This is a genomic window from Sphingomonas sp. NY01 (genome assembly GCF_038809135.1).
Lineage (GTDB): Bacteria > Pseudomonadota > Alphaproteobacteria > Sphingomonadales > Sphingomonadaceae > Sphingomonas > Sphingomonas carotinifaciens.
This window is the reverse complement of sequence record NZ_CP101722.1, coordinates 2,874,557-2,887,838: the sequence shown is the minus strand read 5'-3', so window position 1 is coordinate 2,887,838 and position 13,282 is coordinate 2,874,557. Positions and strand designations below refer to the sequence as shown.

General features: G+C 67.0%; 11 protein-coding genes. 7 read left to right on the top strand and 4 right to left on the bottom strand.

Features of this window, described 5'->3' with window-relative positions; genetic code table 11:
- Window positions 1-88: 88 nt before the first annotated feature.
- From NPJ82_RS14015 to NPJ82_RS14000, 4 genes are read left to right on the top strand one after another with little or no spacing between them, the layout of a single operon-like run.
- A complete protein-coding gene (locus NPJ82_RS14015) occupies window positions 89-1,132 on the top strand; it encodes an enoyl-CoA hydratase/isomerase family protein (protein ID WP_342657723.1) in 1,044 nt (347 codons plus the stop codon).
- A gap of 13 nt (window positions 1,133-1,145) precedes the next feature.
- Entirely contained in the window at window positions 1,146-1,922 is a 777-nt protein-coding gene (locus NPJ82_RS14010) for an enoyl-CoA hydratase (RefSeq protein ID WP_342657722.1), read from the top strand.
- 50 nt (window positions 1,923-1,972) lie between these two features.
- The gene (gene mmsB / locus NPJ82_RS14005; protein ID WP_342657721.1) at window positions 1,973-2,851 is read left to right on the top strand and encodes a 3-hydroxyisobutyrate dehydrogenase; all 879 of its coding nucleotides are present in this window, start codon (window positions 1,973-1,975) and stop codon (window positions 2,849-2,851) included.
- Window positions 2,852-2,888: 37 nt separating this feature from the next.
- On the top strand, window positions 2,889-3,917 hold the full coding sequence (locus NPJ82_RS14000) for an alanine racemase (RefSeq protein ID WP_342659027.1): 1,029 nt from the start codon (window positions 2,889-2,891) through the stop codon (window positions 3,915-3,917).
- Here NPJ82_RS14000 and NPJ82_RS13995 read toward each other — a convergent pair.
- From NPJ82_RS13995 to NPJ82_RS13980, 4 genes are all read right to left on the bottom strand, one after another.
- The gene (locus NPJ82_RS13995) at window positions 3,914-4,894 is read right to left on the bottom strand and encodes a 2OG-Fe(II) oxygenase (protein ID WP_342657720.1); all 981 of its coding nucleotides are present in this window, start codon (window positions 4,892-4,894) and stop codon (window positions 3,914-3,916) included. The two genes, NPJ82_RS14000 and NPJ82_RS13995, sit on opposite strands and share 4 nt — an antisense overlap.
- A 74-nt stretch (window positions 4,895-4,968) precedes the next feature.
- Window positions 4,969-8,238: a TonB-dependent receptor gene (locus NPJ82_RS13990; RefSeq protein WP_342657719.1), complete on the bottom strand. Its 3,270-nt coding sequence runs from the start codon at window positions 8,236-8,238 to the stop codon at window positions 4,969-4,971.
- Window positions 8,239-8,419: 181 nt separating this feature from the next.
- Complete coding sequence (locus NPJ82_RS13985) at window positions 8,420-9,592, bottom strand: acetyl-CoA C-acetyltransferase (protein WP_342657718.1); 1,173 nt, start codon at window positions 9,590-9,592, stop codon at window positions 8,420-8,422.
- Window positions 9,593-9,614: 22 nt separating this feature from the next.
- Window positions 9,615-10,610 (bottom strand): alpha/beta fold hydrolase, encoded by a 996-nt coding sequence (locus NPJ82_RS13980; RefSeq protein WP_342657717.1) that lies wholly within the window; start codon window positions 10,608-10,610, stop codon window positions 9,615-9,617.
- 92 nt (window positions 10,611-10,702) lie between these two features.
- Between NPJ82_RS13980 and phaR the strand changes: the two genes are divergently transcribed.
- The 3 genes from phaR (at window position 10,703) to hslU (ending at window position 13,281) form a co-directional block, all read left to right on the top strand.
- Complete coding sequence (gene phaR, locus NPJ82_RS13975; protein ID WP_342657716.1) at window positions 10,703-11,254, top strand: polyhydroxyalkanoate synthesis repressor PhaR; 552 nt, start codon at window positions 10,703-10,705, stop codon at window positions 11,252-11,254.
- Between the two features lie 115 nt (window positions 11,255-11,369).
- Window positions 11,370-11,912, top strand: coding sequence for an ATP-dependent protease subunit HslV (gene hslV, locus NPJ82_RS13970; protein ID WP_112381765.1), 543 nt, complete (start codon window positions 11,370-11,372; stop codon window positions 11,910-11,912).
- 70 nt (window positions 11,913-11,982) lie between these two features.
- Entirely contained in the window at window positions 11,983-13,281 is a 1,299-nt protein-coding gene (hslU, locus tag NPJ82_RS13965; protein ID WP_112381341.1) for an ATP-dependent protease ATPase subunit HslU, read from the top strand.
- Window position 13,282: the final 1 nt, after the last annotated feature.

The following is a 13,282-nucleotide window of genomic DNA, read 5'->3' as shown; positions in this document are numbered from 1 at the left end:
AGCGTAAGATTGTTTCTTCGGCTGGTGACACCGACCCAAGATCGGGCACCAGCCGAGGGGAGACCGTGAGAGGAGTAGCAGCGTCCCCATGACCACCGACCTGATCGTCGAGACGAGCGGCGCCGTCGGGCGCCTGCGGTTGAACCGGCCCAAGGCCCTTCATGCGCTGAACGCCGGGATGTGCCAGGCGATATTGGACGCGCTGGAGGACTGGCGCGGCGATGCCAGCATCCGCGCGGTGCTGATCGACCATGCCGAGGGCAGGGGGTTTTGCGCGGGCGGCGATATCCGCCTGCTGAGCGAAAGCGGTGCCGGCGACGGCGCGGCGGCGCGGGCATTCTTTCACACCGAATACCAGATGAACCACCGGCTGTTCACCTATGCCAAGCCGATCGTCGCGGTGATGGACGGGATCACCATGGGCGGCGGCGTCGGCGTGGCCCTGCCGTGCGCCAAGCGTATCGCGACGGAGAATACGCGCCTTGCCATGCCGGAAACCGGGATCGGCCTGTTCCCGGACGTCGGCGCGGGCTGGTATCTGTCGCGCCTGCCGGGGCGGATCGGCCAGTATCTGGCGCTGACCGGCCACCGGTTGAACGGGGCGGAATGCTGCGCGCTGGGCCTTGCCACCCATTATATCCCGTCCGCCGATCTGGACGAGGCCAAGCGGCATATCCTGGCCGATCCGACCGCGCTGGATGCGATCCTTTCCGACCTGTCGGTGCCGGCGCCGGAGGCGGAGATTCTGGCGCAGCGCGGCGATATCGACCGGTTGTTCGCGGCGGACACGCTGGAGGACATATCGGCCGCGCTGGCGGCGGATGGCGGGGCATGGGCACGCCAGCAGCAGGAGTTGCTGGCGACGAAATCGCCCCAGGCGATGAAGGTATCGCTGCGCCTGTTGAAGGACGGCGCCGAGATGGCGAGCTTTGCCGATGAGATGGTACAGGAATATGCGGTCGCGACGCGGGTCGTGCAGCGGCACGACTTTCTGGAGGGCGTGCGCGCGGTGATCGTGGACAAGGATCATGCGCCGCGCTGGAACCCCGCCACCCCCGATGCCGTGACCGATCACGTAATCGACCAGATTTTTGCGCCACTGCCCCCGGCAGAGGCATGGACCCCCGCCTGACGGAGTATAGCCGATGTCCGAATACCAGACCCTTATCATCGAGCAGCGCGGCGCGGTGACGCTGGTGACACTGAACCGGCCGGAAGCGCTGAACGCGCTCAACGCGCAGGTGCTGGCCGACCTGCTGGCCGCGATGCGCGCCTTCGACGCCGACGATAGCCAAGGCTGCGCGGTCATCACCGGCAATGCCAAAGCGTTCGCGGCGGGGGCCGACATCAAGGAGATGCAGGCGATGGACTTCGCCGCCATGTATGGCAGCGACCATTTCGCCGGCTGGGACGTGTTCACGCGCACCCGCAAGCCGGTGATCGCGGCGGTCGCGGGCTATGCGCTGGGCGGCGGATGCGAGCTGGCGATGATGTGCGACTTCATCCTGGCCGCCGACACCGCCAAATTCGGCCAGCCCGAGATCAAGCTGGCCGTGACCCCCGGCATGGGCGGATCGCAGCGGCTGGCGCATGCAGTGGGCAAGGCCAAGGCGATGGAGATGTGCCTGACCGGCCGGATGATGGATGCCGAGGAGGCCGAGCGCGCCGGGCTGGTGGCGCGGATCGTGCCGGCCGCCGATCTGGTCGAGGAGGCGGTGAAGACCGCCGCCATCATCGCCGGCATGGCACCGCTGGCGGTCAAGGCGAACAAGGAGATGGTCAACGCCGCATTCGACATGGGGCTGTCGCAGGGCGTTCAGTTCGAGCGGCGCCTGTTCCATGGTCTGTTCGGCACCGCCGACCAGAAGGAGGGCATGACCGCCTTTGTGGAGAAACGCCCCGGCAACTGGCAGGGTCGCTGACACGTACATCCACCCGCCCAAGGCGGGGGATAGCGAGAGGAACTGGAGCAATGGCACGCATCGCCTTTATCGGACTGGGCAATATGGGCGGCGGCATGGCCGCGAATCTGGCAAAGGCGGGGCATGACGTTCGCGCGTTCGACCTGTCGGCCGAGGCACTGGCGCGCGCCGGCGAGGCGGGATGCCTGGCCGCGGACAGCGCCGCCGCAGCGGTCGACGGGGCGGAGGCGATCGTCACCATGTTGCCGGCGGGCACCCATGTCGAGCGCGTCTATACCGAGGCGGTGCTGCCCCATGCCAGTCCATCGGCGGTGTTGATCGACTGTTCGACGATCGACGTCGCGACCGCGCGCCGGCTGGCGGAGATCGCGGCCGGCCGCGGCTTCCTGGCGGTGGATACGCCGGTATCGGGCGGTATCGCCGCGGCGAATGGCGGCACGCTGACCTTCATGGTGGGTGGCACCGAACAGGCGTTCGCCGCGGCGCAGCCGATCCTGGAGGCGATGGGCAAGGCGGTGATCCATGCCGGGGCGAGCGGCGCGGGCCAGGCCGCCAAGATGTGCAACAACATGATCCTGGGCGCGACGATGATCGCGACGTGCGAGGCCTTTGCGCTGGCCGATCGGCTGGGGGTCGATGCGCAGACCTTTTACGACATCGCCAGCGTGTCGTCGGGCCAAAGCTGGTCGATGACGACCTATTGCCCGGTGGCCGGCGTCGGTCCGGTGAGCCCGGCCGACCGCGACTTTCAGGGCGGGTTCGCCGCGGCGCTGATGCTGAAGGACCTGCGCCTTGCCATGGCGGCGGCGGGCGAGGCGGGAGCGACGGTGCCGATGGGCACGCGCGCAACCGAACTCTACGAAGCGTTTGTCGAGCGCGACGGGCAGGCCGCAACCGATTTCTCCGGGATCATTCGCACCTTGGCCTGAGCGCGAAGAGCGGCGTAAGGGGCGACGGGTGATCGACATCCCCGCGCCCCTTCGCCTGCGTCTCGATGAAAACGCGCTCGTCCACAACTGGCGGTCGCTGGCACGCGCGAGCGGCAGGGCGGCCTGCGGTGCGGCGGTGAAGGCGGACGGCTATGGTCTGGGCGCAACCGAGGTCGCGCGTCGGCTGGCGGTGGCGGGATGCCGCGATTTCTTTGTCGCGACCTGGGCCGAGGCGGAGCGACTGGCGCCGCTGGGGCTGCCGGTTTCCGTGCTGCACGGGGTCCGGGCCGAGGACATGGCCGCTGCCCATGCCGGTTTCGCGCGGCCGGTGCTGAACACCGCGGCACAGGTCGCCCGCTGGCGCGAGGCCGGTGGGGGCGCGTGCGACGTGATGGTGGACACCGGCATGAACCGGCTGGGGGTGTCCGCCGAGGCGATCGCGGGCGGGCTGCTGGACGGACTGGCGATCGAGACGCTGATGAGCCACCTTGCCTGTGCCGACGAGGACAGCGCGATGAACGAAGCGCAGCGGGCGCGTTTCTCCGCCCTGCGGGGCGCGACCGCGGCCCGGCGGATGAGCCTGGCCAATTCGGCGGGGATCGGGCTGGGCGAGGATTATGCCTTCGACCTGACGCGTCCGGGGCTGGCGCTCTATGGCGGCGTACCGCGCGCGGACATGGGCGCGATGATCCGGCAGGTCGTTCATCCGGAGGCACAGATCCTGCAGCGCCGCCGGGTCGGTGCGGGCGAGGCGGTGGGCTATAATGCGACCTGGATCGCGCCTGCCGAAACCGAGGTGGCGATCATCAACCTGGGCTATGCCGATGGCTATCGTCGCGCATTTTCAGGCGTGGGCGCCGGGATGCATGACGGCGTGGTACTGCCCGAACTGGGCCGGGTGTCGATGGATCTGGTGGCGATCGACGTATCGGCCCGCCCGGATCTGGCCGAGGGGGATTGGCTGCGCATCGCCTATGCGCTGTCGCCGGCATCGCAGGCGTCGGGCGTGTCGCAATATGAGTTGCTGACCGGTTGGGGACGCCGCGCCGAGCGGCTCTGGGGTTAGGCCGCTTCCGGCCCCTGCCAGACGTCGAAGGCGCACGCGCGTATCCAGCGCGTCGCCAGCCATTTCACCCCCGAGCGTACCGGCATTCCGGCATGGCGTGCGGCGGCGGCAGGGCGGCCGGCGGCATCGACATTGGTGAAGATGACCGCGTCCCCGGTACGCGGCGCCACGGTCAGGCCGTGGTCCGGGAACACCGTCTCGCCGCCGGTGAAGCCGTCGTTCAGATAGACCAGAACGGTCGTCACCCGCTGGTTGCGGGTTTGTGGCAGGATATCGGAGTGCAGGCGGAACTGCTGCCCCGGCTGGTAGCGCAACACGGTCAGCGCTTCGCCGGCGCCGATCGGCGTCCGGCTTGCCGCCGCGAGCCGGTGGTTGATCGCGCGGATCACCGGGTCCTCGCGCAAGGGGCCGATCACCGCGGCATCGGAGGTGCGGATCGGATGCGGCACGCTGCGCCCGGTGCGCGGATCGACGACAAAGGCGGGGGCAAGCAGGTCGGCCGCGCTGTTGGCGATATGCGCGCATTCCGCCGGGGTGAGCAGGCGCGGAACGCGCGCGACACTGCCATCGGGCGTGAGGGACTCGATCGGCGGCAACTGGCGGGGGGCACCCCCGGCGTCGAGCGTCATCGCGTCGAGCAGGTGGAGCAGCGCGGCGGCATCCCGGTCGCTTTCGGCGGCCGAGCGGAGCAAGGCCATCGATCCCGACCAGTCCGCCGGCGCGCCGGTGCCGTTGGCGGCAAGGGTGATCTCCATCAGGCGGGCCTCGCGGTGTCCGCCCGCGACCGCACGCCGCAGGTCGGCACGCGCCCGGGGCAGGTCGCGCGGTACCGGCTGGCCGACCAGATGCCAGAATGCCCGCTGGAACAATGCACCAGCATGGCCGGTGGCGGCGGCGCGGTCGATCGCGGCAATCGCCTCGTTCTGGCGGCCGGCGGCGAGCAGGGTCTGGGCGGCGGCAATCGGATCCTGGTGCATGTGGCTCATCCTGCACGAAAAAGGGCCGGTGGAAACCACCGGCCCTTCCCATTTCACGATTAGATGCCGGTGCTTCAGAAGCGAGCGGTGATGCCCGCGTAGAAGCGACGACCGACATTGTCGAAGATGCCGCTGCCTTCGCCGATACCGGTCGAGCCGAGCGGCGGCAGACGATCGGTGATGTTGTCGATACCGAAGTAGAAGTCGGTCCGCTCGGTCACGTTGATGCCGAACTTCGCACCTATGTAGAGGACATCCGGATAGAATTGGATGTCGAAGTCGTCGAGGTTCTGCGGCGGACGACCCTGGACCGTCTCGGTGTTCTCGATGGCACCCACCGACTGCTTCGACAGGTAGCGGAACGAGGTGTTCACATAGACCGGGCCGAAGTCGGCATTGATGAACGCCGAAACCTGATGCTTCGGATAGCCCAGTTCCCCGTTCAGACGGTTCGCGAAGCCTGGCTGCACCGGGTTCAGGAAGCTGTCGTTCTGGAGGATGTGGGTGTAGATCACCGTCGCGTTCATGCGGACGTCGCCGATGCGGCGGTTATACCCGACCTGATAGTCGATGCCGCGCACCTGCAGCTTGGCGTAGTTCAGCGGGATGGTCAGCAGGCTGCCCTCCACGATGCGGAACGCCTGCTCGCCGTTCGGGCCGGTCTGGCCGGCGGCGACGCGGGTGAACTGCGAACAGAACTGGTTGCCCTCGATCGTCGGCGAGTCGTAGCACGCGTTGACCAGGTTCTGCGCGCTCGGCGAGGTGATGACGTCGTTCACCTTGATGTTGTAGTAATCGACCGAGAGCAGCAGGCCCGGTGCGAAGCGCGGCTGAACGACTGCACCATAGGTGTAGGAGTCCGACTTTTCCGCGTTCAGGTTGGCGTTGCCGCCGCTCAGCGTTTCCAGCGACTGCGCATACTGGAAGTTGTAGCCGGTCGGGATGCCGGCGGCAGCGCAGTTGGCGGCGCGGAACTGCGTGCCGCGAGCCAGATTGTCCGCAGAGCAGGGGTCGAGGAAGCCCGGCGCGAAGTTCTGGCCGGCGGCCGAGAACTGCTCGCTCAGGTTCGGGGCGCGCACCGCCCGGCCGTAATTGGCGCGGAAGCGGATATCCTCGATCGGTGCCCACTCACCGCGCAGGTTGTAGCTGTAGACGGTGCCGGCCGAGCCCTTGTAGTCCGACACGCGGCCCGAGGCGCCCAGCGTGACTTCCTTGGTCAGGAAGGTGTCCTTGAGCAGCGGAACGCGAAGCTCGCCGAACGCTTCCTTCACCTCGAACGCGGGCGGATCGAACGGTGCCAGCGCGTTATAGAAGGTATAGCCCTGCTCGACGAATGGATCGGCGCGGAACTCGTTCGTTTCACGACGATATTCGCCGCCGATCGAGAAGCCGATGCCGCCGCCCGGCAGGTTGAAGAACGCCGAGGTATCGCCGGCGACGACACCCAGGATGTCGAGCTGCGTGATCTTGCCCTGCGACGTCGTGTCACGCAGCACATAGTTGCGCGCGGCGTCAGAGATGCTGCCGGTACCGAACGGGTTGATCGGCTGGCAGGCAGCGATGTCGGCGGCCAGGTTGGCGGCATTACCACCGAGATCCGCACCGGTGCCGTTGGCGCGGGTCGGATCGAGGCGCGCACCGCAGACGATCTGGCCGGTGGCCGGATCGCGCACCGCATCGAGGCCCAGCGAAAGGCGCTGCACGTCTACGTTGCCGAGAACGCGCGTCTTTTCCTTGAACTCGCCGTAGTTGACGGAAAATTCGTAGTTCAGGTTCTGCGCGAAGTCGCCGCGTACGCCGCCGACGATGCGGAAGGTCTCGCGGGTCGCTTCCTCGGCGCGCGAACCCAGATCGGTCAGGTTCTTGCGCAGGATGAAGCGGTAGGCACCCGAGTTGATCTGGTCGCGCAGCGTGGCGGCCTGTTCCGCGGTGATCGCGGCGCCGGTGCCGGGGTTCAGGCCGTTATTGACCGAAGCCAGCGCCTGCGCGGTCAGCGTGGCGCGGGCATCCGAGCTGAGGAACGGATTGTCCAGGCGTGGACGCTCGTAGAGCGCATCGATGGTGCTGCCGGTGAAGAAGGCCGGTCCCGAACCGCCGAGCGAAACCGACTCGGTGCGGACATATTTCGCCTCGATGAACGGTACGAACGCATCGGAAATGTCGAAGTGGCCAATCAGGTTTGCCGCATAGCGATCGAGACGGGGCAGGAGCTGAACCAGCACGCCCTCGCGGCGCGTGTTGCCGTTGCCGCCGATATAGCTGACGCCAGCCGGGCTGGCCGAGGGCGCCGTGGCCGACCCCTGTGCCACGCCGACCGCGCTGCCCGTCTGGGCAGCGAGCGCGCCACCGGGCTGGAACAGGTAGTTGCAGGTGAAGGCGCGGCCGAGGCCGTCGCGGCCGCAGCGGGCGGGGGTGTTGGCGCCGGGGGCTGCACCGGCAAACGAGACGAGGCCGCCGTCCGAGAAGGTGCCGACGCGGATATCGCGGAAGTAGGTCGCGTCGGGGCGGCCGTCGAAGTTCAGGTTGCCGTTGACGCCGGGACCGGCGGCATCGACGTTGGTCGTGATGAAGCCGTCGGCCTGACGATACTGGCGACGATCGGAGGCGAACAGGTCCTCGGAATGGGTGTATTCCAGGTTGACCGCGATGTTGCCGCGACCTTCGGCGAAGTTCTTGCCGGCGGTGGCGCTGATGAAGTAGCTGCCCGCGTCGCTTTCGTCGGTGACGCCGCCCTGCGCGCGAAGCTGCAGGCCCTCGAAGTTGTTCTTCAGGCGGAAATTGACCACGCCCGCGATCGCGTCCGAACCGTACACGGCCGAATTGCCGCCGGTGACGAGGTCGACCGCTTCGACCAGGTCGGTCGGGATCGTGTTGACGTCAACGGACACGGCGTTGTTCAGGATGTCCGCGCCGACATGGCGGCGGCCATTGACCAGCACCAGTGTACGCGAGGTGCCCAGGCCGCGCAGGTCGAGCAGGTTGAGGCCGCCGGTGCCCAGGAAGCGGGTCGAGTTCGACTGGCTGTAGGTGCTCTGGAGCTGCGGCAGGTCGTTCAGCACGTCACCGATCGAGGTGCGCGCCGTTTGCGTCAGCTGCTGCACCGAAATGGTGGTGACCGGAACGGCCGAAATCTCGTTTGGCGTGCGAATGCGCGACCCGGTGATGACGATCTCGCCGCTACGGTCGGCGCCGGAATTTACGCGCGTGTCGGCATCGTTGGTTTCAACTTCGGTCGCCGCGTCGGCTTCGGGCGTGGTGCCGGTGGTGGTCTGGGCAACCGCGAACGGGCTGAGGAAAAGAGTACCCGCCAGTGCGGTAGCGCCGAGAAGGCGATGCAGATTCATGGATGTCCCCCAACGGGCGGGGATGCCCGTTGGGAGCAAGGAAGATTTTAAGTGACTCAAACGCAATCGAAAATAATTACACACTGCAAAAATCGGTCAGTGGTGTTGCAGCGACGTTACAGCGTTGTAACTTAAATGCGTTTTCTTACATAGTGAAATAATCTAATTTCGTTTCATTACGTTAGCGTTCCACGCACAGTGCGATGCCCATGCCGCCGCCGATGCACAAAGTGGCAAGGCCCTTTTTCGCATCGCGCTTCTGCATCTCGTACAGCAGAGTGGTCAGCACGCGGGCGCCCGACGCACCGATCGGATGGCCGATCGCGATCGCGCCGCCATTGACGTTGACCTTGTCCGCATCCCAGCCGAGTTCCTTGCCGACCGACAGCGCCTGGGCTGCGAACGCCTCGTTCGCCTCGATCAGGTCGAGGTCGGCGATCGTCCAGCCGGCCTTTTCAAGGGCGCGGCGGGTGGCGGGGACCGGGCCGATGCCCATCACCGACGGATCGACGCCGGCGGATGCCCAGCTTTTGATCGTCGCCAGCACGGGAGTGCCGCGCTTTTCGGCCTCCTCGCGGCTCATGATCACCAGCGCGGCGGCGCCGTCGTTCAGGCCGCTGGCATTGGCGGCGGTGACGGTGCCGTCCTTCTTGAACGCAGGGCGCACGCCCGACACGCTGTCCTCGGTCACGCCGGTACGGATATATTCATCGTCGGCGACCACCGTGTCGCCCTTGCGGCCCTTGATCGTGACCGGTGCGATCTCGTCCTTGAAGCGGCCGTCGGCCCGCGCCTTTTCGGCAAGGTTCTGCGAGCGGACCGAGAACGCGTCCTGCTCGCCGCGGGTGACCTGATACTGTTCGGCGAGATTTTCGGCGGTGATGCCCATGTGATAGCCGTTGAAGACATCGGTCAGGCCGTCATGGACCATGGTGTCGACCAGGCTGACCGTGCCCATCTTGGTACCGCCGCGCATCGTCTGCGCGTGGGGCGAAAGCGACATCGACTCCTGGCCGCCCGCCACGACGATCGTGGCGTCGCCGATCGCCACCGCCTGCGCGGCCAGCGCCACCGCACGCAGGCCCGATCCGCAGACCTGGTTCACGCCCCATGCCGGCACCTCCTTGGGAATGCCAGCCGCCATCGACGCCTGTCGTGCCGGGTTCTGTCCCTGTGCGGCGGTCAGCACCTGACCCAGGATCACCTCGGACACTTCCTCGCCCTTCACCCCGGCCTGTTCCAGCGCGGCCTCGATGGCGATGCGGCCCAGCTCATGCGCGGGCGTGGTGGCGAAGGCGCCCAGAAAGCTGCCCACCGGAGTGCGCTTGGCGGCGGTAATCACGATCTCGGTCATGGATACTCCTCTCGTTCCGGTTCTATGTATGCCGTGGCAGTGCCTCGATCCAGTCGGCAAGCGGGGACCATAAATCGCCCATCGCCCGACGACCGACCACCATGCCGACATGGCCCGCCGCCGATATGCGGCGATCGGACAGCCCCGCGGCGGTGGCGGCAGGAACGATACGGTCGGTCGATGACACGAATTCGACCGTCGGGCAGTCGATCTGGCCAAGGGTGACGTTTGCGCCGCTCACACGCCACAGGCCGCGACCCGGCCGGTCCTCGCCCACCATCGCCTCGAACAACTCGCGTCCGAAGGCATAGGGCAGGGGCGGGCCGGCATTGGCCCAATCCTCCAGCCGAATGAACGCCTGCGCCGCTGCGCTGCGGGGATCGAGATCGGCAAAGGCGGCATATTTGTCGACCGTGCGCGCCTGATCGATCTGCCAGAAACCGGCCTGCAACGCCTCCATCGGCACCAGACCCAGCGCGTCGGCCACGGCCTGCGTCGCGGCCCATTGCGTCCGCATCGCGCCTGCGGCCTCCCCATAGCCGGAGAAATGCCACGGCGCGGCGATCGTCGCGAGCCCGGCCACCTTCGTCCGTGCCGCCGCCGCCAGGGCGAGGGTGCCGCCGAGGCAGTATCCGACCAGGACCGGCGGCGTCGGCAACCGCGCGATCAGCGGGATCAGGATGCGCTCGACATGCGCGGTCATGTCCATGGCGCGGTCCCCGCGCCCCGGCGTGCCCCAGTCGAGCAGCCAGCAGCGATGGCCGCGCGCCGCCAGCCACCGCACCAGCGATGTCTCACGCGAGAGATCCAGAATCGCCGGCGGGTTGATGAGCGAAGGCACGAACAGCACCTGCCGGCCATCCTCTGGACCTGCACCGCGCAATCGGGCGCGACCCTGGCGCCGCCGGGCGGGCAGGGGCCGCTGCGGTCGAAGCCGCGGCGCATCCTGGAAGGCGCGCAGGCCTGCCAGCGCCCTGGCCTGCCGCTGCGGCTCTGCTGCGGTTTCGCTGCGCAGCAACGCAAGGAACAGCGGTAAAGGCCGAGGTCCGTGTTGCGGTGCGAAATCTATGGCGTTAGGGTTCGGCATGTTCTTGTACATGGGGAGGGAGCATGAAGAAGGGCCTGGCACCCGACGGTATCGTGATCATCAAGAAATACGCGAACCGGCGGCTCTATAATACCGAAACATCGTCCTACATCACGCTGGAGCATCTGGCGGCGATGACCCGCGAGGGACGCGACTTCAAGGTGGTCGACGCCAAGACGGACGACGATATCACGCACAACGTCCTGACCCAGATCATCATGGAGGAGGAGAGCCGTGGGCAGACGATGCTGCCGGTCAGCTTCCTGCGCCAGCTGATCTCAATGTACGGCGATTCGATGCAGGCGGTGGTCCCGGGGTATCTGGAAGCGTCGATGGACAGCTTTCGCCGGAACCAGGAACAGTTCAAGTCGGCCGTAGAGGGCGCGTTCGCGCATACCCCCTTTGCCGACATCGCCAAGCGCAATCTGGCGATGTTCGAAGCGGCGGCGCAGGGGTTCAAGCCGCCGGTGGCCGCGGCGCCGGCGCCTGCACCGGCCGGGAGCAAGGACGAGGAACTGGCCGCGCTGAAGGCCGAGCTGGCCAGCTTGAAGGACAAGATCGAGAAGCTGGGCTGACGCCGGCATGCCCTTCCTCGTGATGGAGGAAGGGCGTCCTTCCCGTTGAACCCGCCCGTTGAACCGGGGCGGATGCACCTCCATATGCGCCGCCATGAGCGGGAATGAGAACGCCATGCCCGTCTGGCATGGCACAACGATTTGTTCGGTCCGACGTGGCGGTCGGGTGGTGATCGGCGGCGACGGCCAGGTCTCGATGGGGCAGACGGTGATGAAGCCGAACGCCCGCAAGGTGCGCCGGCTGGGCGACGGCTCCGTGATCGGCGGCTTTGCTGGTGCGACCGCGGATGCCTTTACGCTGTTCGAGCGGCTGGAGGCCAAGCTGGAGCGGCATAACGGCCATCTGATGCGCGCCGCGGTCGAACTGGCCAAGGACTGGCGCACCGACAAGTTTCTTCGCAACCTGGAGGCGATGATGATCGTCGCCGACAAAGAGGCGACGCTGATCCTGACGGGCAACGGCGACGTGCTGGAACCGGAAGGCGGCATCTGCGCGATCGGGTCGGGGGGCAATTACGCGCTCGCCGCGGCACGCGCGCTGTCCGATTATGAGCAGGACGCCGAGACGATCGTGCGCAAGGCGATGGGCATCGCCGCCGAGGTGTGCGTGTACACCAACGATCGCCTGACGCTGGAAACGCTGGACGCGGTCGCCTGAACCCTTCCGCCCATTCGTGGCTTTTTCCTCCCCAGCCTTTCCCGCCGAGCGGGAGAGGAGCGAGTATCACATGAACGACCAACTGACCCCCAAGGCGATCGTCGCGGCGCTGGACGCGCATATCATCGGCCAGACCGAGGCCAAGCGTGCCGTGGCGGTGGCGCTGCGCAACCGCTGGCGCCGGCAGCGGCTGGGCGCGGACCTGCGCGACGAGGTGACGCCCAAGAACATCCTGATGATCGGGCCCACCGGCTGCGGCAAGACCGAAATATCGCGTCGTCTGGCGAAGTTGGCGGATGCGCCGTTCGTGAAGGTGGAGGCGACCAAGTTCACCGAGGTTGGGTATGTCGGGCGGGACGTGGAGCAGATCGCGCGCGATCTGGTCGAGGAGGCGATCCGGCTGGAGAAGGAGCGTCGGCGGGCCGCGGTAAAGGACAAGGCGGAGGAGGCGGCGCTGAACCGTCTGCTCGACGCACTGGTGGGCAAGGATTCGAGCCAGGCGACGCGTGAAGCGTTCCGCCAGCGTTTCCGCGACGGCCATCTCGACCAGACCGAGATCGAGATCGAGCTGGAACAGGCGCCCTCCATGCCGTTCGAACTGCCCGGCGGCGCGCCGCAGATGATCAACCTGTCCGAGATGATGGGCAAGGCGTTCGGCGGCGGCCAGCAACTGAAGCGGCGCAAGCTGACCGTGCAGGCGGCCTGGGAGAAGCTGGTCGAGGAAGAGGCGGACAAGCGCTTGGACCAGGACGACGTCAACCGCACCGCGCTGGCGGATGCGGAGGCGAACGGCATCGTCTTCCTGGACGAGATCGACAAGATTGCGGTCAGCGACGTGCGTGGCGGATCGGTCAGCCGGGAAGGCGTGCAGCGCGACCTGTTGCCGCTGATCGAGGGCACCACCGTCGCCACCAAATACGGCCCGATGAAGACGGACCACATCCTGTTCATTGCCAGCGGCGCCTTCCACGTCGCCAAGCCGTCCGACCTGCTGCCCGAACTGCAGGGCCGCCTGCCGATCCGGGTCGAGCTGAAGGCGCTGACCGAGGCCGATTTCGTGTCGATCCTGTCCGACACCAAGGCGTCGCTGCCGGCTCAATATAAGGCGCTGATCGCGACCGAGGGCGTCGAGGTGACCTTTACCGAGGAAGGCATCGCCGCGGTCGCGCGCATCGCCGCGGAAGTGAATGGCGAGGTCGAGAATATCGGCGCCCGTCGTTTGCAGACGGTGATGGAAAAGCTGCTGGAAGAGGTGAGCTTCGAGGCGGAAGATCGTCAGGGCGAGACGCTGACCGTCGATGCGGCCTATGTCGAGAAGCAGCTGGCGGCGGTGGCGCGCAACACCGATCTCAGCCGGTTCGTGCTGTAGA